This window comes from Streptomyces sp. NBC_00273 (assembly GCF_036178145.1).
In the GTDB taxonomy this organism is placed as follows: domain Bacteria; phylum Actinomycetota; class Actinomycetes; order Streptomycetales; family Streptomycetaceae; genus Streptomyces.
This window is the reverse complement of record NZ_CP108067.1, coordinates 3,427,704-3,453,526: the sequence shown is the minus strand read 5'-3', so window position 1 is coordinate 3,453,526 and position 25,823 is coordinate 3,427,704. Positions and strand designations below refer to the sequence as shown.

At 72.3% G+C, this 25,823-nt stretch carries 20 protein-coding genes; 16 read left to right on the top strand and 4 right to left on the bottom strand.

All coding sequences use genetic code 11. The annotated features are described in order from the left end of the window. The first annotated feature begins 114 nt into the window (after positions 1-114). The 11 genes from OG386_RS14375 (at position 115) to OG386_RS14325 (ending at position 16,865) form a co-directional block, all read left to right on the top strand. The gene (locus OG386_RS14375; protein ID WP_328788503.1) at positions 115-2,505 is read left to right on the top strand and encodes an ATP/GTP-binding protein; all 2,391 of its coding nucleotides are present in this window, start codon (positions 115-117) and stop codon (positions 2,503-2,505) included. Between the two features lie 135 nt (positions 2,506-2,640). Then, the gene (locus OG386_RS14370) at positions 2,641-4,221 is read left to right on the top strand and encodes a PucR family transcriptional regulator (protein WP_328788502.1); all 1,581 of its coding nucleotides are present in this window, start codon (positions 2,641-2,643) and stop codon (positions 4,219-4,221) included. Between the two features lie 170 nt (positions 4,222-4,391). Continuing rightward, positions 4,392-5,837: an aldehyde dehydrogenase family protein gene (locus OG386_RS14365; RefSeq protein WP_328788501.1), complete on the top strand. Its 1,446-nt coding sequence runs from the start codon at positions 4,392-4,394 to the stop codon at positions 5,835-5,837. 345 nt (positions 5,838-6,182) lie between these two features. Then, the gene (locus tag OG386_RS14360; protein WP_328788500.1) at positions 6,183-8,117 is read left to right on the top strand and encodes an acyl-CoA dehydrogenase family protein; all 1,935 of its coding nucleotides are present in this window, start codon (positions 6,183-6,185) and stop codon (positions 8,115-8,117) included. Between the two features lie 89 nt (positions 8,118-8,206). Continuing rightward, on the top strand, positions 8,207-9,535 hold the full coding sequence (locus tag OG386_RS14355) for a hypothetical protein (protein WP_328788499.1): 1,329 nt from the start codon (positions 8,207-8,209) through the stop codon (positions 9,533-9,535). A 21-nt stretch (positions 9,536-9,556) separates the two neighbouring features. Next, positions 9,557-10,810: a 1-deoxy-D-xylulose-5-phosphate reductoisomerase gene (gene dxr / locus OG386_RS14350; RefSeq protein ID WP_328788498.1), complete on the top strand. Its 1,254-nt coding sequence runs from the start codon at positions 9,557-9,559 to the stop codon at positions 10,808-10,810. After that, positions 10,807-12,108 (top strand): M50 family metallopeptidase, encoded by a 1,302-nt coding sequence (locus OG386_RS14345; RefSeq protein WP_328788497.1) that lies wholly within the window; start codon positions 10,807-10,809, stop codon positions 12,106-12,108. The genes dxr and OG386_RS14345 overlap by 4 nt, the downstream gene beginning before the upstream one ends. 174 nt (positions 12,109-12,282) lie before the next feature. Continuing rightward, on the top strand, positions 12,283-13,440 hold the full coding sequence (gene ispG, locus OG386_RS14340; RefSeq protein ID WP_327737698.1) for a flavodoxin-dependent (E)-4-hydroxy-3-methylbut-2-enyl-diphosphate synthase: 1,158 nt from the start codon (positions 12,283-12,285) through the stop codon (positions 13,438-13,440). A 206-nt stretch (positions 13,441-13,646) separates the two neighbouring features. After that, a complete protein-coding gene (locus OG386_RS14335) occupies positions 13,647-14,489 on the top strand; it encodes a GNAT family N-acetyltransferase (RefSeq protein ID WP_328793252.1) in 843 nt (280 codons plus the stop codon). A gap of 88 nt (positions 14,490-14,577) precedes the next feature. Beyond that, positions 14,578-15,120, top strand: coding sequence for a GNAT family N-acetyltransferase (locus tag OG386_RS14330; RefSeq protein ID WP_266605514.1), 543 nt, complete (start codon positions 14,578-14,580; stop codon positions 15,118-15,120). A 41-nt stretch (positions 15,121-15,161) separates the two neighbouring features. Next, positions 15,162-16,865, top strand: coding sequence for a proline--tRNA ligase (locus OG386_RS14325; protein ID WP_328788496.1), 1,704 nt, complete (start codon positions 15,162-15,164; stop codon positions 16,863-16,865). Positions 16,866-17,012: 147 nt separating this feature from the next. Here the strand turns inward: OG386_RS14325 and OG386_RS14320 are convergent, their stop codons facing one another. The 4 genes from OG386_RS14320 to OG386_RS14305 are packed head-to-tail and all read right to left on the bottom strand — an operon-like array spanning position 17,013 to position 19,943. Then, the gene (locus OG386_RS14320) at positions 17,013-17,975 is read right to left on the bottom strand and encodes a slipin family protein (protein ID WP_328788495.1); all 963 of its coding nucleotides are present in this window, start codon (positions 17,973-17,975) and stop codon (positions 17,013-17,015) included. Between the two features lie 42 nt (positions 17,976-18,017). After that, positions 18,018-18,920: an aminoglycoside phosphotransferase family protein gene (locus OG386_RS14315; protein WP_328788494.1), complete on the bottom strand. Its 903-nt coding sequence runs from the start codon at positions 18,918-18,920 to the stop codon at positions 18,018-18,020. 16 nt (positions 18,921-18,936) lie between these two features. Continuing rightward, on the bottom strand, positions 18,937-19,404 hold the full coding sequence (locus OG386_RS14310; protein ID WP_328788493.1) for a ferritin-like domain-containing protein: 468 nt from the start codon (positions 19,402-19,404) through the stop codon (positions 18,937-18,939). Then, the gene (locus tag OG386_RS14305; protein WP_328788492.1) at positions 19,401-19,943 is read right to left on the bottom strand and encodes a hypothetical protein; all 543 of its coding nucleotides are present in this window, start codon (positions 19,941-19,943) and stop codon (positions 19,401-19,403) included. The genes OG386_RS14310 and OG386_RS14305 overlap by 4 nt, the downstream gene beginning before the upstream one ends. Positions 19,944-20,110: 167 nt before the next feature. Here OG386_RS14305 and rimP point away from each other — a divergent pair, with 167 nt between their 5' ends. From rimP to OG386_RS14280, 5 genes are all read left to right on the top strand, one after another. Continuing rightward, positions 20,111-20,623, top strand: a complete 513-nt coding sequence (gene rimP / locus OG386_RS14300; protein WP_328788491.1) for a ribosome maturation factor RimP — start codon at positions 20,111-20,113, stop codon at positions 20,621-20,623. Positions 20,624-20,625: 2 nt separating this feature from the next. Further along, positions 20,626-21,636 carry a transcription termination factor NusA gene (gene nusA / locus OG386_RS14295; RefSeq protein ID WP_327382981.1) on the top strand — a complete coding sequence of 337 codons (1,011 nt, stop codon included), beginning with the start codon at positions 20,626-20,628 and terminating at the stop codon, positions 21,634-21,636. Between the two features lie 145 nt (positions 21,637-21,781). After that, a complete protein-coding gene (locus tag OG386_RS14290) occupies positions 21,782-22,090 on the top strand; it encodes a YlxR family protein (protein WP_301366092.1) in 309 nt (102 codons plus the stop codon). 126 nt (positions 22,091-22,216) lie between these two features. Further along, positions 22,217-25,351 carry a translation initiation factor IF-2 gene (infB, locus tag OG386_RS14285; protein ID WP_328788490.1) on the top strand — a complete coding sequence of 1,045 codons (3,135 nt, stop codon included), beginning with the start codon at positions 22,217-22,219 and terminating at the stop codon, positions 25,349-25,351. 159 nt (positions 25,352-25,510) lie between these two features. Then, complete coding sequence (locus tag OG386_RS14280) at positions 25,511-25,804, top strand: DUF503 domain-containing protein (RefSeq protein ID WP_328788489.1); 294 nt, start codon at positions 25,511-25,513, stop codon at positions 25,802-25,804. Positions 25,805-25,823 lie beyond the last annotated feature (19 nt).

Genomic DNA, 25,823 nt, shown 5'->3' with positions numbered 1-25,823 from the left:
ATAGGGAGGATGCGCCGCACATCTTGTGGATCATTGCGGGGTGCAGGTCCAAGGCCCCCGTCGGGCACTAGATTGAGCGCCGCAGCGCATGGCACGGGCAGGGGGCAGGGGTTCATGGACACCGACGGTGCGTACGAGGGACAGGCGACCCGTGCGGGTCAGGTACCGAGACCTGCCGGCCCCCCCACGCACCCTCCGAAGCCCAGCCACGCCCCCGGCCAGGGGCCGACCCTCGCCGACTGGCTGCGCATCGCCCGCCCCGTCGCCGAGCCGGGTGTCTGGAGGTACGGCCACACCCCGCGTCCGACCGTGGAAGCCGCGCAGACCCCCGACCGGGCCCTCGCCAGCGGAGCCGTCATTTCCTTCCTGGCCTGCGTCCTCGTCTGGTCCCTCATGCGCAACACCTACATCCCGTTCTGGGACGCGCCGCTCAAGCTCTTCACACCTCACAGTTGGTGGTCGGCGAACGGCGAGCCGGTCCTGGAAACGGGGGGAGTCCAGGCCAAACCGATCTACGAGCTGCTGTTCGTCTTGGTGCTCCTCTACGGCTTCGGCCGGCTCGGCAGCTGGAAGGCCGCTTGGAGCCGCCTGGTCGTCGCCCGGGGTCCATGGGCGCAGGCCCTGGCGGTCGTACCGCTCGCTTATGTGACGTTGCTGCTCGTCCACAACTACCAATTGCCGCTGCGGCAGCTGGTGGAGGGCTTCCTCGACTTCGACCGCAGTCCGGGGGGCGACCGAGAGGCCAACCGCAATCTCATGAGCACGGCCAGGACCGTGATCGATGTGGTTCTGATCGCGGCATTCGCAGGGCTCGGTGGCGGCGCCCGGCTGCTGCGCCGACTGGCGAGGCTTTCCTCGCCCGCCACCTCGCGGTCGACGGCGCCGACGATCGTGGGAGGTTCGGATCGCCCGCAGCGGTTCCCTGCCGAGAATCCGCTTGAAGACCCCGCTATGTGGCCGCAAGTACGCGCCGCGGGGTTGGTGGAGGCCGCTGATCGGCTGGAATCGGAGGCCGGGGGCGGGCGGATGAACGATGTCGACTACGCCCGGATCCGGCGGGCGTGGGACTCCGTGCGCGTCGACCCCTCGCGGATGCGGGCCTTCGCCGACGCCGTGCGCGACAAGGGCGCCGGGGCCTGTGTGCACCCGTCCGGGGCGCGAGACCTGCCCGTGCGGGCCGCCCGGCACGATCTGCTGGTCCGGCAGGTGCTGCTGGGCACCGTGGAAGAGGGTGCCCGCAACCCGTACTCCCGCCGCGGCACCGCCCTCGCCCTCGATCCCGACGTGCTCGGTACCTCCCTGCTCGCCGTCGGGCCCTCCGGCGCCGGCAAGACCCGGCGGCTGGTGCGGCCCGTCGTCGAGTCGCTCTCGCTCCAGGCCCTCGCCGGCCAGGCCGCGGTCGTCGCCGTCGGCGCGGCCGGCGCCCAGCTCGGGCCGGACGCCGCCTTCGACGTCGTGGTCCGGGTCGGCGACCCCGCCTCCGTCTACGACCTCGATCTCTACGGCGGCGCAACCGACCCCGACGAGGCCGCCACCCTGCTCGCGGAGGCCTTCGTCGGAGACGTTCCCGGGGTCGACGTACGCCGGGCCGCGACCGCCCTCGCCCAGCTCCTCGGGCCGTTCCGGGCGGCCTACGACCGCTTCCCGACCGTCCCCGAACTGCGCGAGCTGCTCGACCAGGTCCCCACCGCCTTCGACGCGCTGCGCCGCGACCTCGCCGGGCAGCACGCCATGCTGCGCGAGCTCGACGCCCGGGCTCGCCAGCACGGGTCCCACCTGGACCCCGGTCAGGCCCTCGCGGACCGGGTGGCCCTGCTGGACCGGCCCGCGTTCGCCGGCTTCTTCGACACCACCGGCCAGGGCCGGCCGTTCTCGCTGCGTGCCCTGGAGCACCCGATCCGTGTCCGCGTGGACCTGCCCGAACGCGGGCACGCGGACGCCTCCCGCATGCTGGCCCGGCTGCTGCTCGCCCAGTTCAACGCCGCCGCAGCCGCCCGCACCGACCGCTCCCTCTTCGCGTTCCTCGCCTTCGACGACGCCTCCCACACCCTGACCGCAGAGACCGTGCGGGGCATCCAGCAGCTGCGCTCGGCCCATGCGGGCGTCCTGCTCACGCTGCGCACGCTGGACGACGTACCGGAGGCGCTGCGGACCCCGCTGCTCGGGGCGGTCGGCTGCCGGATGGCCTTCTCCGGGGTCACCACCTGGGACGGCAAGCGGTTCGCCGAGGCCTGGGGCACGGAGTGGGTGGAGACGCGGGACGTCACCCACCGGACCGTCTTCGCCGACCAGCCGCTCACCCGCCTGATGCACTCCTTCCGCAAGCTCGTCACCGGCAAGGCGGTCACCACGGACGCGGTGACCGTGCGTCAGGTGGAGCGGGAGCGGTGGTCCGCTTCGGATCTGGCGCACGCGGTGCCGCCGGGGCACGCGGTGCTGTCGCTGACCTCGGTGCGCGGGGACCGGGCGACTCCGCTACTGGTCCGCCTGTCCGGAACGTCCTGACCCGCGCCCCGACCCGTACGGGATGGCAGAATCGAGGGGAGTCGTTCGTACGACACGGCGAAAACCGTGGGCGGCCGGGCGGTCTGCCCGCTGACCCTCCCCCTCGCCCCCTCCCGCTAAGGCCACTGGTATCCGATGCCGCTCACCCTCGCCTCACTCGTCCAGCACTCGGCGCTGAAGCTCAGCGTCCGGGCCGGGGAGGGGCGCCTCGATACCCCGGTGCGCTGGGCCCACGTCAGTGAGCTCGCCGACCCCGTCCCCTACATGGAGGGCGGGGAGCTGCTCCTGATCACCGCGATGAAGCTGGACGCGGGGGACCCGGAGGAGATGCGCGCCTATGTGCGCCGCCTCGCCGCGGCCGGGGTCGTCGGCATCGGCTTCGCGATCGGCGTCAACTACGAGGAGATCCCCGAAGCACTGGTCGAGGCCGCGCGGACCGAGGACATGCCGCTGCTGGAGGTACCGCGGCGCACCCCCTTCCTGGCGATCAGCAAGGCGGTCTCCGCGGCCCTCGCCGCGGACCAGTACCGGGCCGTCACCGCCGGTTTCGAGGCCCAGCGGGAGCTGACGCGCGCCGCGCTCTCCGTCGACGGCCCCACCGAGCTGCTGGTGAAGCTGGCCGCGCACGTGCACGGCTGGGCCGCGCTGTACGACACCTCCGGCGCGGTCGTGGCGGCCGCCCCCGACTGGGCCGCGCGACGCGCCGCACGGCTCACCCCCGACGTGGAACGGCTGCGGGAGCGCCCGGCCCCCGCGAGCGCCGTGGTCGGCGGCTCCGAGGACCGCGTGGAACTCCAGTCCCTGGGTACGGGCCGGCGGGCGCGCGGTGCCCTCGCCGTCGGCACCGCGGCCCCGCTGGGCACGGCCGAGCGGTACGCCGTCCACTCCGCCGTCGCGCTGCTCACCCTCACCACCGAGCGCTCGCGCTCGCTGCACGACGCCGAGTCCCGGCTGGGGGCGGCGGTGCTGCGGATGCTGCTCGCGGGGGAGGCGGACCACGCGCGGTCCGTGGCCGGGGACCTGTACGGGTCCCTGCTGGAAGCGCCGTTCCGGCTCGTCGTGGCCGAGCCGGCCCTGGCGGGGACCGCGCAGCCGGAAGGCCTGGCGCTGCTGTCCGACACGGTGGAGTCGGCGGCGGCCCGGACCGGGGAGGCGCTGCTCGTCGTCCCGGAGGCGGGCCGGCTCGTGGTCCTGGCCTCCGACGGCGGCTCGGCCGTACAGGCGTGCACGGACCACGCGGAGGCACTGGAGGCGCGGCGCGGTCGGGACGCGGCCGGACCGGAGCCGGACGAGCTGGTGGTCGGCCTGTCCGCGCCGGCCGGACCGGGGGGTGTGGCGGCGGCCCTCAAGCAGGCCGACCAGGCCCTGGCCGTGGCCCGGCGCCGCGGCCGGCCGATGGTGGAGCACGAGGACATGGCGGCGGGCTCGGTCCTGCCGCTGCTGGCCGACGACGCCGTACGGGCCTTCGCGGACGGCACCCTGCGGGCCCTGCGGGAGCACGACGCGACCGGGCGCGGCGACCTGGTGGCCTCGCTCCAGGCCTGGCTCTCCCGCCACGGGCAGTGGGACGCGGCCGCCGCCGACCTCGGCGTGCACCGGCACACCCTGCGCTACCGGATGAAGCGGGTCGAGGAGATCCTCGGCCGCTCCCTGGAGGACCCCGACGTCCGCATGGAACTGTGGCTCGCCCTCAAGGCGACCTCGACCCCGGCCTAGGCCCTGTCGGGAATCGGCCCGCAGGGCGCGCACCCGGCGGGCCGGACAGTGACAAAGCGGCGAAGCGCGACGACCCGCCGCTCCATCAGGGACAAACGCCGAAACGTCGACGGAGTTCTACGGTGGAGGGGTCAGGACCCACCGCACACTTCCGAAGGGCCGGGATTCGCATGACTTCCACCCACGCCTTCTGGCTCGCCGGCCGCCAGGCCACCGGCGAGGACAGCTTCGACGTCCACTCCCCGTGGGACGGCCGCCTGGTCGGCACCGTCAGCGTGCCCACCGACGAGCAGGTCGAAGAGGCCGTGGCCGCGGCGTACGCCGTGACGGCGGAGTTCTCCGCGACCCCCGCCCACGTACGGGCCGCGGCCCTGGACCACGTGTCCAAGCGGCTCGCCGAGCGCACCGAGGAGATCGCCCAGCTGATCTCCGCCGAGAACGGCAAGCCCGTCAAGTGGGCCCGCGGTGAGGTCGGCCGTGCGGTGTCCGTGTTCCGCTTCGCCGCCGAAGAGGCCCGCCGCTTCAACGGCGGAGAGGCCCAGCGCCTCGACACCGACGCCGGTGGCGTCGGCCGTCTCGCGCTGACCCGCCGCTTCGTCAAGGGCCCGGTCCTCGGCATCGCGCCGTTCAACTTCCCGCTGAACCTGTGCGCCCACAAGGTGGCCCCGGCCATCGCCGTCGGCGCGCCGATCATCCTCAAGCCCGCCCCGGCCACGCCCCTGTCCGGGCTGATCCTGGGCGAGCTGCTCGCCGAGACCGACCTCCCGGCCGGCTCCTGGTCGGTCCTGCCGGTCGCCAACGACAAGATGCCGGCCCTGGTGAAGGACGAGCGCCTGCCCGTCATCTCCTTCACCGGCTCCGACACCGTCGGCTACGCCATCCAGCAGTCGGTGCCCCACAAGCACTGCACCCTGGAGCTCGGCGGCAACGCCGCGGCCGTCGTCCTGGACGACTGGTCCTCCGAGGCCGACCTCGACTGGGCCGCGACCCGCATCGCGACCTTCTCCAACTACCAGGCCGGCCAGTCCTGCATCTCCGTGCAGCGCGTGATCGCCGACGCCTCCGTCTACGACCGCCTCGTCGAGAAGGTCGTCGAGAAGGTCCAGGCCCAGGTCACCGGCGACCCGTCCGACTCCGCCACCGACGTCGGCCCCCTCGTCTCCGAGGCCGCCGCCCAGCGCGTCGAGTCCTGGGTCGACGAGGCCGTGGCCGGCGGGGCCAAGCTGCTCGCCGGCGGCAAGCGCGCGGGTGCCTCGTACGAGCCCACCGTCCTGGCCCACGTGCCGGACGGCGTCAAGCTCGCCACCGAGGAGGTCTTCGGGCCGGTCCTGACGCTGAAGAAGGTCGAGAACACCGACGAGGCCTTCGCCGCCGTCAACGACTCGAAGTTCGGTCTGCAGACCGGCGTCTTCACCCGCAACGTCCAGACCGCGTTCCGCGCCCACCGCGAGCTCGAGGTCGGCGGTGTGATCATCGGCGACGCGCCGTCCTACCGCGCCGACCAGATGCCGTACGGCGGCGTCAAGCAGTCCGGTGTGGGCCGCGAGGGCGTCCGCTACGCGATGGACGACTACACGTACGAGCGGGTCCTGGTCCTGACCGGCCTCGACATCTGATTTCGTACGGCCTAAAAGCCGACGGCCGGAGCCTACTGTGCGGGGGCTCCGGCCGTCCCCTTTTCTTTTCCCGGCTCGGTTCGCCTCCGGGGCGCTTCTGCTGGCTCCAGGACGCCGTGCGTCCTCGGAACCGCTCGTTCCTCGCGGTTCCTGCGGGCGCTCGCCGTCCTCCGCCGGCGCGCCCCTTCGGCTCACTCGCCCGGGCGTAGGCGCGCCGACGGGCCGGATTTCGCTCGCTCGGACGGCCCGGCTTTTCCCGGCGGGCCGGACAGGGTACGACTCACAGGTAGCACCGGCTGGTAGTGCCGGTGGACCCCCGACTCCGGCGGCGAGGTGAGTCCCCTCATGTCCGCAACACAGCCCAAGGTGACCGAGCGCGAGGCACGGCAGGTCGCTGAGGCGGCCCGGGAACAGGACTGGCGCAAACCCAGTTTCGCCAAGGAACTGTTCCTCGGACGCTTCCGGCTCGACCTGATCCACCCCCACCCGCTCCCCGCCGACGAGGACGTCCGGCGGGGCGAGGCCTTCCTGGCCCGGCTGCGGGAGTTCTGCGAGACCCGCATCGACGGGGCCCGCATCGAGCGCGAGGCGAAGATCCCCGACGAGACCGTGCGCGGTCTCAAGGAGCTCGGCGCCCTCGGCATGAAGATCGACCCCAAGTACGGCGGCCTCGGTCTCACCCAGGTCTACTACAACAAGGCGCTGGCCCTCGTCGGCTCGGTGAGCCCGGCCATCGGGGCCCTGCTCTCCGCCCACCAGTCGATCGGCGTGCCCCAGCCGCTGAAGATGTTCGGCACGCAGGAGCAGAAGGACGCCTACCTGCCCCGCTGCGCCACCACCGCCATCAGCGCCTTCCTGCTCACCGAGCCCGACGTGGGGTCGGACCCGGCGCGCCTGGCCACCACGGCCGTCCCGGACGGGGACGACGCGTACGTGCTCGACGGCGTGAAGCTGTGGACGACCAACGGGGTCGTCGCGGACCTGCTCGTCGTGATGGCCCGCGTCCCGAAGTCCGAGCACCATCGCGGCGGGATCACCGCCTTCGTCGTCGAGGCCGACTCGCCCGGCATCACCGTCGAGCACCGCAACGCCTTCATGGGCCTGCGCGGCCTGGAGAACGGAGTGACCCGCTTCCACCGGGTACGGGTACCCGCCTCGCAGCGCATCGGCGCCGAGGGCGCCGGGCTCAAGATCGCCCTGACCACGCTCAACACCGGCCGGCTGTCCCTGCCCGCCATGTGCGTCGGCGCCGGGAAGTGGTGCCTGAAGATCGCCCGCGAGTGGTCCGGCGTCCGCGAGCAGTGGGGCCGGCCGGTCGCACGGCACGAGGCGGTCGGCGCCAAGATCTCCTTCATCGCCGCCACCACCTTCGCCCTCGAAGCGGTGGTCGATCTCGCCTCCCAGATGGCCGACGAGGACCGCAACGACATCCGCATCGAGGCCGCCCTCGCCAAGCTCTACGGCTCCGAGATGGCCTGCCTGATGGCCGACGAACTGGTCCAGATCCGCGGCGGGCGCGGCTTCGAGACCGCCGAGTCCCTGGCCGCCCGCGGCGAACGCGCCGTCCCCGCCGAGCAGATGCTCCGCGACCTGCGCATCAACCGGATCTTCGAGGGCTCCACCGAGATCATGCACCTGCTGATCGCCCGCGAGGCCGTCGACGCCCACCTCTCGGTGGCGGGCGACCTCATCGACCCCGAGAAGGCACTCGGCGACAAGGCGAAGGCGGGAGCCCGCGCCGCCGGGTTCTACGCCCGCTGGCTGCCCAAGCTCGCCACCGGCCCCGGCCAGGTCCCCGGCACCTACCGGGCCTTCCACCCCGGCGGCCACCCCGACCTCTCCACCCATCTGCGCTACGTGGAGCGCAGCGCCCGCAAACTCGCCCGCTCGACCTTCTACGCCATGTCCCGCTGGCAGGGCCGGATGGAGACCAAACAGGGCTTCCTCGGCCGGATCGTCGACATCGGCGCCGAGCTCTTCGCCATGAGCGCGGCCTGCGTCCGCGCCGAGCACCTGCGCGCCACCGGCGCCCACGGTCGCGAGGCCTACCAGCTGGCCGACGCCTTCTGCGAGCAGTCCCGGCTGCGCGTGGAGGAGCTCTTCGGCCGGCTCTGGTCCAACACCGACGACCTCGACCGCAAGGTGGTCGCCGGCGTCCTGTCCGGTACCTACGCATGGCTGGAGGAGGGCGTCCTCGACCCCTCCGGCGAGGGCCCCTGGATCGCGGACGCGACCCCCGGACCCTCGACGCAGAAAAACGTGCACCGCCCCATCCGCTGACCTGCGATCATCGCCGGACGTCGGACAGACGTACGAGGATGAGTACGAGTACTGGTACCCGTACGAGCACAGCACGAGGCGGACGAACGATGCCGACGGCCGAGGAAGACCGCACCAGCCGACGGCTGGCCTGGTGCGTGGCGCACCTGCTGCGCCACGCACCGGACCACATCGTCACCGACATGATCGGCAGGCTGGACGAGCCCACCCGCAAATACCTGTGCCGGGACGAGTGGCTGTCGGCCTCGACCGTCACCCTGCTACTGCGCCACGGCAGCGCGGCCGACCGGACCTTCATCGCACGCAACCCCCGGGTCGTGGGCAGGCCGCTGCCCGGCCTGCCCGGCCCCGTCCGCTATTCCCGCCGCCGCACACCGCCCGAACTCCTGCCGGTGCTCCGCGCCGAACTCGGCAGGGACCCCGGCGAGGAACCGCTCAGCGCGGCCGAGTTGGTCGGCCTGCTGCGCCGGCACGGCAGGCGCGGGCCACGGGTCCCGCTGGACGTCCTGGCGCTGCGCCACCGGCCGGACCCGGAGCTGCTGCTCGCCGAGCACCTCCGCGAGCCGCTGCCGACCGGCGCGGTCGAGGCCGTGCTGCTCGCCCTGGACCTGCCCCTGGAGACCGTCCACGCGTTCCTGGCCGCCCCGGCGGCGCCGCCGGACGGGCGCTCCTGGCACCGGCCCGCCGTCCGCGCCGTGCGGATGGGAGCGGTCACGCACGAGGAACTCGTCGCCCACGTCGCCCCTGCGCACCGCACCTTGCTGCTCGCCCGACTCCCCGACACCCACGGCCTGCGCTGGACCCTGCCCGAACAGGCCGGCATGCAGACGGCCGTCCTGCGGGCCCTGCGCCCGCTGGGGGACGATCCCCGCCTGTGGGCCGAGCTGCTGCGGCACGCACCCGGCTACCGCGGCCCGCTGCCCGCGCTGGTCGCCGCCCTGACCGACGGCACCGTCCCCGAGGCGGCCGACGCGGGTGAGCCCGGACCCGACCTCGTCCGTGCGGTGCGCCACCTGGCCCCGAGGGCCGTCGAGCCCTACGGGGGCGTGGAGCGCGAGCTGGCCCTGGCGAGCCTCGCCGTGCCGATGGACAGCGTCGGGGAGGACATCCGCTGGGTGCGCGACTGCATCGACCGCGGCCTGCTCACCGGCCATGACGTGATCCGGCACAAGCTGCCGGCCTGCTGGGCCCTGGACCAGGACCACTGGCTCGGCGACGTGGACCACCCCGACCGGCACGACCGCCCCGCGGCCGTCCTCGCCTCGCACGCCGAGGCCGACCAGCTCCTCGCCCTCGCCCTCGACGAGGACTCCGAGGCCTGGTGGAGCGTCGCCCGAACGCTCCCGGAGTTCGCCGGAACGCTCCCGCACCTGCTGCTGCGGGTAACGGAAGGGGGCTCCGTGTCCGGCCGCTCATGACTTGCGGCAACAATGGGGGGCATGAGCGACCGCCCAGCCCCCCTCGCCGACCCGCACCTCCTCTTCGACCCCGCGGCCGGCCTCCGGGACATCGTCATCCTCGGGTCCACCGGGTCCATCGGGACCCAGGCCATCGACCTCGCCCTGCGCAACCCGGACCGGTTCCGGGTCACCGCCCTGTCCGCCGCCGGCGGGCGGGTGGAGCTGCTGGCCGAGCAGGCCCGGCTGCTGCGGGTCAAGACCGTGGCCGTCGCCCGCGAGGACGTCGTACCGGCCCTGAAAGAGGCGCTGAGCGCCCAGTACGGGCCGTCCGAGCCGCTGCCCGAGATCCTGGCCGGTCCGGACGCCGCGGCCGAACTCGCCGCTTCCGAGTGCCATACCGTCCTCAACGGCATCACCGGTTCCATCGGCCTCGCGCCGACCCTCGCCGCACTGCGGGCGGGCCGGACCCTGGCCCTGGCCAACAAGGAGTCGCTGATCGTCGGCGGCCCACTGGTCAAGGCCCTGGCGAAGCCCGGCCAGATCATCCCGGTGGACTCCGAGCACGCGGCGCTCTTCCAGGCGCTCGCCGCGGGCACCCGTGCCGACGTCCGCAAGCTCGTGGTGACCGCCTCCGGCGGTCCCTTCCGCGGCCGCACCCGCGCGGAGCTCGCGAGCGTGACCGTCCAGGACGCGCTCGCGCACCCCACCTGGGCCATGGGCCCGGTGATCACGGTCAACTCCGCGACCCTGGTCAACAAGGGGCTGGAGGTCATCGAGGCGCACCTGCTCTACGACATCCCCTTCGACCGCATCGAGGTCGTGGTCCACCCGCAGTCCTACGTGCACTCGATGGTGGAGTTCACCGACGGCTCCACGCTCGCCCAGGCCACCCCGCCGGACATGCGCGGCCCCATCGCCATCGGCCTCGGCTGGCCCGAGCGGATCCCGGACGCCGCCCCCGCCTTCGACTGGACCAAGGCCTCCACCTGGGAGTTCTTCCCGCTGGACACCGAGGCCTTCCCGTCGGTGGGCCTCGCCCGGCACGTGGGAACCCTCGGCGGCACCGCCCCGGCCGTGTTCAACGCGGCCAACGAGGAGTGCGTCGAAGCATTCCTGGCAGGTCGGCTGCCGTTCACAGCAATCATGGATACGGTCTCTGCCGTGGTCGACGAGCACGGGACGCCTGAGTCGGGAACCTCCCTGACGGTCCAGGACGTCCTTGAAGCAGAGGCCTGGGCGCGGGCCCGGGCGCGGGAGATGGCGGCGCGGGCCGCCGTGGAGGCGCGCGCATGACACTACTGATGACGGTGCTCGGGGTCGTGGTCTTCGCGGTCGGCCTGCTGGTCTCCATCGCCTGGCACGAGCTGGGGCACCTCTCCACGGCCAAGATCTTCGGCATTCGCGTGCCGCAGTACATGGTGGGCTTCGGGCCGACCATCTGGTCGCGGAGGAAGGGCGAGACCGAGTACGGGATCAAGGCCATCCCCATGGGCGGCTACATCCGCATGATCGGGATGTTCCCGCCCGGCGAGGACGGCAAGGTCACCGCACGCTCCACCTCGCCGTTCCGGTCGATGATCGAGGACGCGCGCTCGGCCGCGTACGAGGAGCTCCAGCCCGGGGACGAGAGCCGGCTCTTCTACACGCGCAAGCCGTGGAAGCGCGTGATCGTGATGTTCGCCGGGCCGTTCATGAACCTGATCCTGGCCGTGGCGATCTTCCTCACGACCCTGATGACCTTCGGGCTCAACACCCAGACCACCTCGGTCGCCACCGTCTCGGACTGCGTCATCCAGCAGAGCGAGAAGCGCGACAAGTGCGCCCCCGGCGACCCGGCCGCCCCCGCCAAGGCCGCGGGCCTCAACGCGGGCGACAAGATCGTCGCCTTCAACGGCCGATCGGTCGGCGACTGGTCCGCCCTGCAGAAGAACATCCGCGCCACCGTCGGCCCCGCCACGATCACGGTGGAGCGGGCCGGACAGCGCGTGGACCTCAAGGCGAACCTGATCGAGAACAAGGTCGCCAAGACGGACGGCAGCGGCCGGTACGTCAAGGACGAGTACGTCACCGCGGGCTTCCTCGGCTTCGCCCCCGCCTCCGGCTACGTCCCGCAGTCCTTCGGCCAGTCCGTCGACCGCATGGGCGAGATGATGCAGGCCGGCGTCCAGTCGCTGGTCAAACTCCCGACCAAGGTCCCCGACCTGTGGAACGCGGCCTTCAACGGAGCCGAGCGCAAGCAGGACAGCCCGATGGGCGTCGTCGGCGCGGCGCGGGTCAGCGGGGAGATCTTCACCCTCGACATCCCCGCCCAGCACCAGCTGGTCTTCTTCCTCAACCTGCTGGCCGGCTTCAACCTGTCGCTGTTCCTGTTCAACATGTTGCCGCTGCTCCCGCTCGACGGCGGACACATCGCCGGCGCGCTGTGGGAGTCGGTCCGGCGCACCGTCGCAAGGATCTTCCGGCGCCCCGACCCCGGCCCGTTCGACGTGGCGAAGCTGATGCCCGTCGCCTACGTGGTCGCAGGCCTGTTCATCTGCTTCACCCTGCTGGTGATGGTGGCGGACGTGGTCAACCCGATCAAGATCACCTAGTTTGCGGGGGCTCTGCCCCAGCAGCACGGGAGCCGGGCACGGATCGTGCCCGGCTCCCTACGTTCGGGTGGCGCACCCCTCGGATGCACGGGCCGCGCCTTGGTTGGCGTAATCTCGAAGCCTGGAGCCCGCCGATCTCGGGACCTTGATCCACACCTTGGGGTTGCACAGCAGATGACTGCCATCTCTCTCGGAATGCCGGCCGTGCCGACGAAGCTTGCCGACCGCAGGGTCAGCCGCAAGATCCAGGTCGGCAAGGTGGCCGTCGGCGGCGACGCGCAGATCTCCGTCCAGTCGATGACCACCACCAGAACCTCCGACATCGGGGCGACGCTCCAGCAGATCGCCGAGCTCACCGCCTCCGGCTGCGACATCGTCCGCGTGGCGTGCCCGACGCAGGACGACGCCGACGCGCTCGCCGTGATCGCCAAGAAGTCGCAGATCCCGGTCATCGCCGACATCCACTTCCAGCCGAAGTACGTGTTCGCCGCGATCGACGCCGGCTGCGCCGCGGTCCGCGTGAACCCGGGCAACATCAAGCAGTTCGACGACAAGGTCAAGGAGATCGCGAAGGCCGCGAACGAGACGCGCACGCCGATCCGCATCGGTGTGAACGCCGGCTCCCTCGACGCCCGGCTGCTGAAGAAGTACGGCAAGGCCACCCCCGAGGCGCTGGTCGAGTCCGCGCTGTGGGAGGCCTCCCTCTTCGAGGAGCACGGCTTCGGCGACATCAAGATCTCGGTCAAGCACAACGACCCGGTCGTCATGGTCAACGCCTACCGCCAGCTCGCCGCCGCCTGCGACTACCCGCTGCACCTCGGCGTCACCGAGGCCGGCCCCGCCTTCCAGGGCACCATCAAGTCCGCCGTCGCCTTCGGCGCGCTGCTCTCCGAGGGCATCGGCGACACCATCCGCGTCTCCCTCTCCGCCCCGCCGGCGGAAGAGGTCAAGGTCGGCATCCAGATCCTGGAATCCCTGAACCTCAAGCCGCGCCGCCTGGAGATCGTCTCCTGCCCGTCCTGCGGCCGCGCCCAGGTCGACGTCTACAAGCTGGCCGAGGAGGTCACGGCGGGCCTCGAGGGTATGGAGGTCCCGCTGCGCGTCGCCGTCATGGGCTGCGTCGTCAACGGCCCGGGAGAGGCCCGCGAGGCCGACCTCGGCGTCGCCTCCGGCAACGGCAAGGGCCAGATCTTCGTGAAGGGCGAGGTCATCAAGACCGTCCCCGAGTCGAAGATCGTCGAGACCCTCATCGAAGAGGCCATGAAGATCGCCGCGCAGATGGAGGCCGACGGCATCACCAGCGGCGAGCCCACGGTCGCGATCGGCGTCTGACCTTCCCGGCTCGGCTCGCCCGTGGGGCGCCGGTTGCCGGCTCGTGTCGGCGTGCGTGCCCGGTGCGGGCTTCGTCAGTGGCCCCGGCACCGTTCCCGCAGTTCGGGGGGCGGTCCGGGGCTCTTTCGCGACCTCGGACGCGGCATCCCCGGGCCCCGCCGGGTACAGTGCGGAGATCAGCAGACTTGCATGGTGAGGCCCCAGTGTTGACGCAGACCACCACCCGGGTCCTTGAGCCCAGTGATCTCGACGCCGCGATGGAAATCCTCGGACGCGAGCCGGTCGAGAACGCCTTCGTCACCTCCCGGGTCCAGGTCGCCGGACTCGACCCCTGGCGCCTGGGCGGCGAGATGTGGGGCTGGTACGCCGACGGCGAGCTCCGCTCGCTCTGCTACGCGGGCGCCAACCTGGTCCCCGTCTGCGCCGGACCCGACGCCGTACGCGCCTTCGCCGACCGGGCCCGCCGCACCGGCCGCCGCTGCTCCTCCATCGTCGGCCCCGCCGAGGCCACCCGGCTGCTGTGGCAGCTCCTGGAGCCCAGCTGGGGCCCGGCCCGCGAGATCCGCTCCCACCAGCCGCTCATGGTCATCGAGCGCCCGTCCACCACGGTCGAGGCCGACGCGCAGGTCCGCCGGATCCGCAAGGACGAGATGGACCTGATCATGCCCGCCTGCGTCGCGATGTTCACCGAGGAGGTCGGCATCTCGCCGATGGCCGGTGACGGCGGACTGCTCTACCAGGCCCGCGTTGCCGAACTCGTCGCCAGCGGCCGCTCCTTCGCCCGCGTCGACGACGGCAAGGTCGTCTTCAAGGCAGAGATCGGCGCCGCCACCGCCCGCGCCTGCCAGATCCAGGGCGTGTGGGTGGACCCCGAGTTCCGCGGCCTCGGCCACTCGGAGACCGGGATGGCCGCCGTCGTCGCATACGCGCTGCGGGACGTGGCTCCCGTGGTCAGCCTGTACGTGAACGACTTCAACACCGCCGCGCGGGCGGCCTACCGGCGCGTGGGCTTCCGCGAGGTCGGCGCGTTCATGAGCGTGCTCTTCTGACGTCCGGCCGCACCCGACCCGAACAGTCGGGCCACGGACCTCGGCTATGGCATTCCGGCAGCCCCGTACCGCGAAGTAAGGTCGCCGCATGCTGCCTTCCGGAGTCCGCATCGGTCCCCTCGACCTCGCCGCCCGCGTGGACGAGGCCCTGCGCGTGCAGGCCGTCGCCTTCGGCCTCAGCGAGGAGGAGGTCGGCATCCGGCGGTACATCGTCCAGCGCCACATGACCTGCCGCGGCGCCCGCGCCCTCGGGGCGTTCGCCGAGGACGGCGCGCTCACCGGATTCGTGTACGGGATGCCGAACGACCGCACCCACTGGTGGTCCACCATCGTCGAGCCCTACCTGCGGGCCGGCGGGTACGAGGACTGGCTCGACGGATCCTTCGTGATCACCGAGCTGCACGTCCACCCCGGCTTCCAGGGCCACGGCGTCGGCCGCGCCCTCATCACCGGCATCACCGACGACGCTGCCGAACCCCGCTCGATCCTCTCCGCCATCGACACCGAGAGCCCCGCCCGCGGCCTCTACCGGGCCCTCGGCTACAGCGACCTCGCCCGCCAGGTCCACTTCCCGAGCGCGAGCATGCCGTACGCCGTCATGGGCGCCACCCTGCCCCTGACCAGGCCCTGAAACCGGTACCGCGGGCCGCGGGGCCCCGGTAATCTCCCGACATGTCTACGCAACACGTGCAGCGCATGTCCCGCCTCATGGCCAAGACCCTCCGCGAGGACCCGGCCGACGCCGAAACCCTCAGCCACCGGCTCCTGGTCCGCGCCGGTTACGTCCGGCGCAGCTCCGCCGGGGTGTGGACGTGGCTGCCGCTCGGCAAGCGGGTCCTGGACAACGTCTCGCGCGTCGTACGCGAGGAGATGGACGCGATCGGGGCCCAGGAGGTGCTGCTCCCGGCCCTGCTGCCGAAGGAGCCGTACGAGGTCAGCGGACGCTGGTCGGAGTACGGGGACCTGCTGTTCCGGCTCAAGGACCGCAAGGGCGCGGACTACCTGCTCGGGCCGACGCACGAGGAGATCTTCACCCTCGTGGTGAAGGACCAGTGCGCCTCCTACAAGGACCTGCCGGTCATGCTGTACCAGATCCAGACCAAGTACCGCGACGAGGCGCGGCCCCGGTCCGGGGTGCTGCGCGGGCGCGAGTTCCAGATGAAGGACTCGTACTCCTTCGACGTGTCCGACGAGGGGCTGGAGGAGTCCTACCGGCTCCACCGCGAGGCGTACGTCCGCATCTTCGAGCGGCTCGGCCTCGACCACCGGATCGTGTCCGCCGTGTCGGGCGCCATGGGCGGCTCGGCGTCGGAGGAGTTCCTGGCCCCGGCCGAGGCGGGCGAGGACACCTTCGTGGACTGCCCCTCGTGCGACTACGCGGCCAACACGGAAGCCGTGACCTTCGCCCTCGCCCCCGCCGCCGTCTCCGCAGAACACCCGGCGCTGGAGGAGGTGGACACCCCGGACACCCCGACGATCGAGACCCTGGCCGCGCACCTGGGCGTACCCGCCTCGGCGACGCTGAAGAACCTCCTGGTCAAGGTCGACGGCGAGATCACGGCCGTGGGCGTGCCGGGGGACCGGGAGGTGGACCTCGGCAAGCTGGGCGAGCACCTGGCCCCGGCGGTGGTGGAGCTGGTGACGGCCGAGGACTTCGAGGGCCGCCCGGACCTGGTGCGCGGCTACGTGGGCCCGCAGGGTCTGGAGAAGGTCCGCTACCTGGCCGACCCGCGGGTCGCGCCCGGCACGTCGTGGGTGACGGGGGCCAACCGGGCGGACACGCACGCCCGGAACGTGGTCTGCGGGCGGGACTTCGAGGTCGACCGGTACCTGGACGTGGTGGTCGTGGAGCCGGGCGACCCCTGCCCGTCCTGCGGGGCGGGCCTGAAGCTCGACCGGGCCATCGAGATCGGGCACATCTTCCAGCTGGGCCGCAAGTACGCGGACGCCTTCGGGCTGGACGTCCTCGGCCGCGAGGGCAAGCCGGTCCGGGTCACGATGGGCTCGTACGGCATCGGCGTCTCCCGCGCGGTGGCGGCGCTGGCCGAGCAGACGGCGGACGAGCGCGGCCTGTGCTGGCCCGCGGCGGTGGCTCCGGCCGACGTGCACGTGGTGGCGGCGGGCAAGGCGGTGCCGCTCGCACTGGCGGAGGAGGCGGCCACGGCCCTGGCCGCGGCGGGTCTGCGGGTGCTGCTGGACGACCGTCCCGGCCTGTCGCCCGGCGTGAAGCTCACGGACGCGGAACTGATCGGCGTGCCGTGGATCCTGGTGGCGGGCCGCCGCTCCGCCGACGGGATCGTCGAACTCCAGCACCGAGCCTCGGGCACCCGCGAGGAACTTCCGACGGCCGAAGCCCTCGCCCGCCTGACGTCGTAGCCCGGCCGCGGCCCGTCTTCCCGGGGCCCGGTCCCGCACCCCGCACATTTTAGCCCCGCCGGCGCTTGAGGCGCGGGGCACGGGGCACGGGGCACGGGGCCCCGGGGAACGGTGGAAGGGCGGGTCGGGGACGGCCCCGCGCAGCGGCTACTCGCGCAGCCCGTCCCGTTCGTGCTCCGGCGGCGGCGCGTCCAGCATCAGCCCGTCCACCGAGCCGTCGAGCGCATCCGGGGCCGGCGCCCCGTCGAGCGCGTCCGGAGCCGGGGCTCCGTCGACCTCGGCCGGCCCGGGGCCTTCGGAAGCCGGGCCGGCCGGGGCCGGTTCCTGCCGCGCGGGCGCCGCCGCAGGCGGAGGGGCCGAGCGCTCGAGGAAGCGCAACAGCTCCACCGGGAACGGCAGCACCAGCGTGGAGTTCTTCTCGGCGGCGACCGCCACGATCGTGTGCAGCAGGCGCAACTGCAACGCCGCCGGCTGTTCCGACATGACCTCCGCCGCCTCGGCGAGCTTGTGCGAGGCCTGGAGCTCCGCGTCCGCGTTGATCACACGGGCCCGGCGCTCACGGTCCGCCTCCGCCTGCCGGGCCATCGACCGCTTCATCGTCTCCGGCAGCGAGACGTCCTTGATCTCGACCCGGTCGATCTGCACGCCCCAGCCCACCGCCGGACTGTCGATCATCAGCTCCAGGCCCTGGTTGAGCATCTCCCGGTTGGACAGCAGATCGTCCAGGTCCGACTTTCCGATGATCGACCTGAGCGAGGTCTGCGCCATCTGCGAGACGGCGAAGCGGTAGTCCTCCACCGCCACGATCGCGCTCGCCGGGTCGACGACCTTGAAGTACACGACCGCGTCCACCCGCACCGTGACGTTGTCCCGGGTGATGCCCTCCTGCGCGGGCACCGGCAGCGTCACGATCTGCATGTTCACCTTGCGGAGCCGTTCCACGAAGGGAACGATCGTCGTGAAACCGGGCCCGCGGACCTCCTCGCGCAGCCTGCCGAAGCGGAAGACCAAGCCCCGCTCGTACTGCTTCACCACCCGGGCCGCGGCGCCCACGTAGACCGCGACGCCCACACCCGTGGCGATGGCCGCTGTCAGCAGTTCTTCGACCATGACGGCCCCCTGCCGGACATACCTACCTAACTACGGTATGCCCTACAACCAGGCCGCGAACTCCAGCAGCAGCTCCGCGTCCCGGCGCCGCCCGGCGGCCAGTGCGCGGTTGCCCGACTCCACCGCCCGGAACACCGTCCAGCCCCGCAGCCGCTCCCGGTCCACATCCAGTGCGTCCGCCAGCTTGTTCACCCGGCGCCGGGCTCCCGCCGCCCCCGCCGAAGAAGCCACCAGGTCCTCCAGCCGGTCCCGGACCAGCCGCGCCAGGTCGTACGCCCGCTCGCCGACCAGTGGATCGGGACCCACCGTCAGCCACGGGGCCCGCTCGCCCGCCAGTACCTTGCCCTGGCGGAAGTTCCCGTGCAGCAGCAGCTCCTCCGACGGGGCCGCCACCAGCTCCGCCCGCATCGCCAGCGCCGTGTCCGCCAGGGTCCGGGTCTCCGCCGGGGCCGCCCGCAGGGCCGCCGACTGCCCTTCGGTGCGCTCCGCCACCGTCTCCCACCCGTGCCCGGCCGGCGGCGCCACCCACAGCCTGCGCAGCGTGCCGCTCGCCTCCAGCAGGGCCTTCGCCTCCGGCAGCGAGCGCAGGGACACCTCGGGGTGCAGCCGCTCCAGCAGCAGCGCCCCGTCGTCGTCGTGATGCCGCGTGTCGAGGACCCGTACGGCCCCGAAACCGCCCCAGTGGGCCAGCGCGGCCAGCTCGCGGTCGGGCCGGGCGTGCGGCGGCGCCAGTTTCAGCGCGGCCGGGGTCCCGTCGGCGTACGTGACGAGGACCACCAGACTGCTGCGGCCGCCCGGAGCCTGCACCCGCCGGGCCTCCACCCCGCGCCGGGACAGCGCGGCCTCGGTGAGTCGGGGCAACTGCCCCAGCCAGTCCGTGTCCTGCGCCGTTTCCGGCATCTCGCCGAGCGCCCGTACAAGCCGCTGCGGCGGTTCGAAAGCCATGCGTGCGTGGTCCCTTTCAGCTGTGCTGGGCCCGTTGCGCCTCGTCAGCGCGTTCCGTGAGCCCAGGGAAGGCTACGCCGACACCACGCCAGCGTGCCGCGCGCACTGCCGCCGCGCTCAGCGCGTCGGCCGCCTCGCGGCGCAGCGGACCCTCCGCCGCGCGCACCAGATCGGAGTACGCGCCGGCCACCCGGTCCTCGATCTCGGCGGCCAGCCGCTCGGCGTCGGCCGGGCCGCGCACCTCGAACGGCAGGGCGTACGCGGCCTCCGCGGGCCGGGGCGCGCCGCCCAGCTCCCGTACGGTCCGGGCGAGCGCGTCGCGCCGCGCGAGGTGGCCGCCGTACGACTCCCGGGCCTGTGCGGCGCGGGCGCCGGCGGACCGGGCACCGATCACCCCGTAGCCGTACGCGGCCGCGTGTTCGGCGGCGAGCGCGGCCTGGGCGGCTTCCAGGACCCGGCCGGCGGGGGAGGGTTCGGGCTTCACGAGGTGGCTCCGGGGGTCGAGGTCAGCAGGTACGCGTGTACGGCGCCGCAGGCGGCCACCGACGCCAGCAGCCGGGCCAGCTCCCCGGGGGCCCCGGCCAGGTCGATGGTCCGGGACTCGGACAGTCTCCGCTCGGCGTCCGCGAGCGCGGTCAGGGCCTCGTCGGGCTTCGGCGACACCGGTTCGCCGCTCGCCGCGGGCGCGGCGGCCCCCGTACCGCCGGAGGGGGACGGGGAGGGGGACGGCGGGGCCGAACGGGTGGGGGACAGGGCCGCGGCGTGGGCGGCGACGGCGGCGCGCAGCGGAGCGAGCCGCGCGGCCAGGGCCGGATGGGCGGCCGCCGTGGTGTCGTAACGTTCCAGCAGTCGCGTGCTGTCACGAACGGCCGTCTCCCGCATCCGCCGTTCGAGTGGAATCGTGAAGGAGGCGCCGGTCGGGAGGCTGTCGGAGCATCCGGTCAGCAGCGCGGCGCCGGCCGCGCCGGCCGCACCGGCGAGCAGGGTCCTGCGCGAGGGTCTCGAAGGCAGAGTCCAGGACACGACGACGTCCTCCGGGTGATGACGGTGCTGATGGCGGGGCAGGGTGTGATCACGGTACCCGGGGCCCTGTCCACAGGGCGGACGGCAACACCCTCCGACACCGGATACCCTTTGACCTGACGCACGACGGAAACCACAACAGCACACGCGGCCGAGGAGTCACCCGGATGAGCACCACCCAGAGCGACAGGCTGCGCGAACTGCTGGAGCCGCTCGTCGCCGCCAAGGGCCTGGACCTCGAAGAGATCGAGATGTCGCGGGCGGGCAAGCGCCGGATGCTGCGGATCATCGTGGACTCCGACGAGGGCGTGGAGCTGGACGCGTGTGCCGAGCTGAGCCGCGAGGTCTCCGACAAGCTCGACGAAACCGATGTGATGGGTGAGGACGAGTACGTCCTCGAAGTCAGCTCGCCGGGCGCCGACCGCCCGCTGACCGAGCACCGTCACTACGTACGGGCCATCGGTCGCCTCGTGAAGTTCCAGCTGTCCGCCGAGGACGAGAAGGGCGCCGGGGAACTGGTCGCCCGGATCCTCGACGTCGACGACGAGGGCCTGGACCTCGAAGTACCGGGCGTGAAGGGCCGCAAGGCGACCGCCCGGCGCATTGCATTCACCGACATCGCCAAGGCGCGTGTCGAGATCGAGTTCAACCGCAAGGACAAGAAGGAAGAGGAGGCGTAGCCGTGGACATCGACATGAGTGCCCTGCGGGGTCTGGTCCGGGAGAAGGAGATCTCCTTCGACCTGCTCGTCGAGGCGATCGAGTCGGCCCTCCTCATCGCGTACCACCGGACCGAGGGGAGCTTCCGCCGCGCTCGCGTCGTGCTGGACCGCACCAACGGTCACGTGGTCGTGTGGGCGACGGAAGACCCGAGGGATCTCGAAGAGGGCCAGGAGCCCAAGGAGTTCGACGACACCCCGTCGGACTTCGGCCGGATCGCCGCGACGACCGCCAAGCAGGTGATCCTGCAGCGTCTGCGCGACGCCGAGGACGACCTGACCTTCGGCGAGTTCGCCGGCCGCGAGGGCGACGTCATCACCGGCGTCGTCCAGCAGGGCAAGGACCCCAAGAACGTCCTCGTCGACATCGGCAAGCTGGAAGCCATCCTGCCCGTGCAGGAGCAGGTCCCCGGCGAGGAGTACACGCACGGTCTGCGCCTGAAGGCGTACGTCGTGCGGGTGGCGAAGGGTGTCCGCGGTCCGTCCGTGACCCTCTCGCGCACCCACCCCAACCTCGTGAAGAAGCTCTTCTCGCTGGAGGTCCCGGAGATCGCCGACGGCAGCGTCGAGATCTCGGCGATCGCCCGTGAGGCCGGTCACCGCACCAAGATCGCCGTCCGGTCCACCCGTTCGGGTCTGAACCCGAAGGGCGCCTGCATCGGCCCGATGGGCAGCCGCGTGCGCAACGTGATGGCCGAACTGCACGGCGAGAAGATCGACATCGTCGACTGGTCGGACGACCCGGCGGAGATGGTCGCGAACGCGCTGTCACCCGCCCGGGTGAGCAAGGTCGAGGTCGTCGACTGGGACTCCCGGTCCGCCCGGGTGACCGTCCCGGACTACCAGCTGTCGCTGGCCATCGGCAAGGAGGGCCAGAACGCCCGCCTCGCCGCGCGGCTCACCGGCTGGCGCATCGACATCCGTCCCGACACCGAGGCGTCCCCGGACGCCGACCGGAGCCGGGGCGGGGAATAAACCGGTACCGTCCGGGCTTCCCCGGACGGTAGACAGGGTGCACGGCCGCTGCTCCGGCAGCGGATACAAGACAACACGACAGCCGTTCGATCTTTCCCCCGCCACTTGTCGGGAGAGAGGCCGGTGCGGGGAGGTAGACTTAGGCGTGTCTGGCCGGACGCAAGCCCGCGCATGCCCCGAACGCACCTGTGTGGGGTGTCGGGAGCGAGCGGCCAAGAACGATCTGCTGCGCGTCGTCGCGGACGGGGACGCATGCGTCCCCGATCCACGCGGTACGCGGCCGGGACGGGGTGCTTACGTGCACCCCGCCGCGGTCTGCCTCGACCAGGCGATCCGCCGCCGTGCGTTCCCCCGGGCCCTTCGGTCCGCCGGAGCGCTCGACACGGAGAACCTGCGCAAAGCCGTGGCCGGTGAGGCCGGGCACACCGTAAGAGAAGTAGTACGGCACGGATAACCGTGCGGTCAGGTACCTCGCGAGTTGGAAGTAGGTCGAGATTGCGATGAGCACTCGATGAGTACGCGATGAGTACGCCCATGAAGTAGCGACGGTCCGGCGTAACCCGGACCTAAAAGGAGCGAAGTGGCTAAGGTCCGGGTATACGAACTCGCCAAGGAGTTCGGAGTTGAGAGCAAGGTCGTCATGGCCAAGCTCCAGGAACTCGGTGAGTTCGTCCGTTCGGCGTCCTCGACGATCGAGGCGCCGGTTGTACGCAAGTTGACTGACGCGCTGCAGGGCCCCGGCGGCAACGCCGGCAAGTCCGCCGCGAAGCCGGGTGCGCCCCGCAAGGCCGCCCCCGCCAAGCCCGGGGTCCCGACCCCGGGTGCCGCTGCACGTCCCGCTGCGCCGAAGCCCGGCGCACCGGCCCCCAAGCCGGTCGTCGCGGAGGCTCCGGCCGCCGCAGCGCCCGCCCCGGTGACTCCGGCCGCCCCCGGCCCGCGTCCCGGCCCGAAGGCTCCGGCCGCCCCGAAGCCCGCTCCGGCGGCGCCCGTGGCGACCGAGTTCTCCGCGCCTCCGGCGGCTCCGGCCGCCCCGGCGCGCACCGAGCGTCCCGCCGCGGCTCCCGGCCCCCGTCCGGCGCAGCAGCGTCCGGCCCAGGGTCAGGGTGGCCAGGGCGGTGCCCGTCCCGGCGCCCCGCGCCCGGCCGGCGCCACTCCCGGTGCCCAGACGCAGCGTCCCGCCGGAGCCCCCGGCTCCCAGGCGCCGCGTCCGCAGGGTGCCCGTCCGGCGGGTCCCCGTCCGGGCAACAACCCCTTCACCTCCGGCGGCTCCACCGGCATGGCGCGCCCCCAGGCGCCCCGTCCGGCCGGCGCGCCCCGTCCCGGTGCCCCCGGCGCCGGTGGCGGCCAGGGTGCTCCCCGCCCGCAGGGTGGTCCCGGCGGCGCTCCGCGTCCGCAGGGTCCCGGCGGCGCCCGTCCGACCCCGGGCGGCATGCCGCGTCCGCAGGGCGGCGCCCCGCGTCCCGGTGGTGCTCCCGGTGGTAACCGTCCGAACCCGGGCATGATGCCGCAGCGTCCCGCTGCCGGTGGTCCCGGTCCCCGTCCCGGTGGCGGCCCCGGCGGCCGTGGTCCCGGTGCGGGCGGCGCAGGTCGTCCCGGCGGTGCCGGTCGTCCCGCGGGCGGCGGCTTCGCCGGTCGTCCGGCCGGTCCGGGCTCGCGTCCCGGCGGCGGTGGCGGCTTCGGCGGCCCGCGTCCCGGTGGCGGCGGCTTCGGCGGCGGTCCGGCCGGTGCCGGTGGCGGCGGTCGTCCCGGCTTCGGTGGTCGTCCCGGTGGTCCCGGTGCCCGTGGTGGCACGCAGGGCGCCTTCGGTCGTCCCGGTGGTCCGGCCCGTCGTGGTCGCAAGTCCAAGCGTCAGAGGCGCCAGGAGTACGAGGCCATGCAGGCCCCGTCCGTCGGCGGCGTGATGCTGCCGCGCGGTGGCGGCGAGACCGTGCGCCTGTCGCGCGGTGCCTCCCTCACCGACTTCGCGGAGAAGATCAACGCCAACCCGGCGTCGCTCGTCGCCGTGATGATGAACCTCGGCGAGATGGTCACTGCCACGCAGTCCGTCTCCGACGAGACGCTCGAAATGCTGGCCGGCGAGATGAACTACGTCGTCCAGATCGTCAGCCCGGAGGAAGAGGACCGCGAGCTCCTCGAGGGCTTCGACATCGAGTTCGGCGAGGACGAGGGCGGCGAGGAATACCTCATGCCGCGTCCGCCGGTCGTGACCGTCATGGGTCACGTCGACCACGGTAAGACCCGACTGCTCGACGCCATCCGCAAGACGAACGTCGTTGCGGGCGAGGCCGGCGGCATCACGCAGCACATCGGTGCGTACCAGGTCACCACCCAGGTCAACGACGAAGACCGCAAGATCACCTTCATCGACACCCCGGGTCACGAGGCGTTCACCGCCATGCGTGCCCGTGGTGCGAAGTCGACCGACATCGCGATCCTCGTGGTCGCGGCCAACGACGGCGTCATGCCGCAGACGATCGAGGCGCTCAACCACGCCAAGGCCGCCGGCGTCCCGATCGTCGTCGCGGTCAACAAGATCGACGTCGAGGGTGCCGACCCGGTCAAGGTGCGCGGTCAGCTCACCGAGTTCGGTCTGGTCGCCGAGGAGTACGGCGGCGACACGATGTTCGTCGACATCTCCGCCAAGCAGGGTCTGCACATCGACTCCCTGCTCGAGGCCGTCGTCCTCACCGCCGACGCCTCGCTCGACCTCCGCGCCAACCCGGAGCAGGACGCTCAGGGTATTGCGATCGAGTCCCACCTCGACCGCGGCCGCGGTGCCGTCGCCACCGTCCTCGTCCAGCGCGGTACCCTCCGCGTCGGCGACACGATGGTCGTGGGCGACGCCTACGGCCGAGTGCGCGCCATGCTCGACGACAAGGGCAACAACGTCGAGGAAGCGGGTCCGTCGACCCCCGTCCTGGTCCTGGGTCTCACCAACGTCCCCGGCGCCGGCGACAACTTCCTCGTCGTGGACGAGGACCGCACCGCCCGTCAGATCGCCGAGAAGCGTGCTGCGCGCGAGCGCAACGCCAACTTCGCCAAGCGCGTCCGCCGGGTGTCCCTGGAAGACCTCGACTCGGTCCTCAAGGCCGGTCTGGTCCAGGAACTCAACCTCATCATCAAGGGCGACGCGTCCGGTGCGGTCGAGGCCCTCGAGTCCTCGCTGCTCCAGCTCGACGTCGGCGAAGAGGTCGACATCCGCGTCCTGCACCGCGGTGTGGGTGCGGTCACCGAGTCCGACATCTCGCTGGCGATGGGCTCCGACGCCATCGTCATCGGTTACAACGTCCGTGCGGCCGGCCGTGCCGCGCAGATGGCGGACCGCGAGGGCGTCGACGTTCGCTACTACTCGGTGATCTACCAGGCCATCGAGGAGATCGAGGCGGCCCTGAAGGGTCTCCTCAAGCCGGAGTACGAAGAGGTCGAGCTCGGTACGGCGGAGGTCCGCGAGATCTTCCGCTCGTCCAAGCTGGGCAACATCGCCGGTGTCCTCATCCGGTCCGGCGAGGTCAAGCGCAACACCAAGGCGCGGCTCCTGCGCGACGGCAAGGTCGTCGCCGAGAACCTCACCATCTCCGGTCTGCGCCGCTTCAAGGACGACGTCACCGAGATCCGCGAGGGCTTCGAGGGTGGTATCAACCTCGGTTCCTTCAACGACATCAAGATCGACGACGTCATCGCGACGTACGAGATGCGCGAGAAGCCGCGCGCGTAAGCGCGAGGCACATCGCACCGTGTCGTAGCTCGTAACACCGGGGCCGGTCGGCGGAATATCCGTCGATCGGCCCCGGCCGTTGCGTGTACGGTTTGGTGACCCTGCCGAGCGACGGCCGGCAGGCCACCGAACCCGCACCGGCGGGATATCCGGAACTGCATGTACGTGGGGACTCTGTCCTTCGATCTGCTCCTCGGCGACGTTCACTCGCTGAAGGAGAAACGCTCCGTGATCCGGCCCATCGTGGCCGAGCTCCAACGCAAGTTCTCCGTGAGCGCGGCGGAAGTGGGCGACCAGGACCTGCACCGCAGGGCCCACATAGGGGTCGCTCTGGTGAGTGGGGACGCGGGGTTCCTCTCGGACGTACTCGACCGCTGCGAGCGGCTGGTCGCGGCGCGTCCGGAAGTGGAGCTGCTGTCCGTACGACGGCGCCTCCACGGTGATGAAGACTGATAGCAAGACATAAGAAGGA

Bases quoted from the DNA above. Each gene is read 5' to 3' on its own strand.
- OG386_RS14355 (WP_328788499.1), top strand. From the start codon at position 8,207: ATGCCGACGGCCGAGGAAGACCGCACCAGCCGACGGCTGGCCTGGTGC.
- OG386_RS14375 (WP_328788503.1), top strand. From the start codon at position 115: ATGGACACCGACGGTGCGTACGAGGGACAGGCGACCCGTGCGGGTCAG.
- ispG (WP_327737698.1), top strand. From the start codon at position 12,283: ATGACTGCCATCTCTCTCGGAATGCCGGCCGTGCCGACGAAGCTTGCC.
- OG386_RS14360 (WP_328788500.1), top strand. From the start codon at position 6,183: ATGTCCGCAACACAGCCCAAGGTGACCGAGCGCGAGGCACGGCAGGTC.
- OG386_RS14345 (WP_328788497.1), top strand. From the start codon at position 10,807: ATGACACTACTGATGACGGTGCTCGGGGTCGTGGTCTTCGCGGTCGGC.
- OG386_RS14325 (WP_328788496.1), top strand. From the start codon at position 15,162: ATGTCTACGCAACACGTGCAGCGCATGTCCCGCCTCATGGCCAAGACC.
- OG386_RS14330 (WP_266605514.1), top strand. From the start codon at position 14,578: ATGCTGCCTTCCGGAGTCCGCATCGGTCCCCTCGACCTCGCCGCCCGC.
- rimP (WP_328788491.1), top strand. From the start codon at position 20,111: ATGAGCACCACCCAGAGCGACAGGCTGCGCGAACTGCTGGAGCCGCTC.
- OG386_RS14370 (WP_328788502.1), top strand. From the start codon at position 2,641: ATGCCGCTCACCCTCGCCTCACTCGTCCAGCACTCGGCGCTGAAGCTC.
- OG386_RS14280 (WP_328788489.1), top strand. From the start codon at position 25,511: ATGTACGTGGGGACTCTGTCCTTCGATCTGCTCCTCGGCGACGTTCAC.
- OG386_RS14315 (WP_328788494.1), bottom strand. From the start codon at position 18,920: ATGGCTTTCGAACCGCCGCAGCGGCTTGTACGGGCGCTCGGCGAGATG.
- OG386_RS14320 (WP_328788495.1), bottom strand. From the start codon at position 17,975: ATGGTCGAAGAACTGCTGACAGCGGCCATCGCCACGGGTGTGGGCGTC.
- OG386_RS14365 (WP_328788501.1), top strand. From the start codon at position 4,392: ATGACTTCCACCCACGCCTTCTGGCTCGCCGGCCGCCAGGCCACCGGC.
- dxr (WP_328788498.1), top strand. From the start codon at position 9,557: ATGAGCGACCGCCCAGCCCCCCTCGCCGACCCGCACCTCCTCTTCGAC.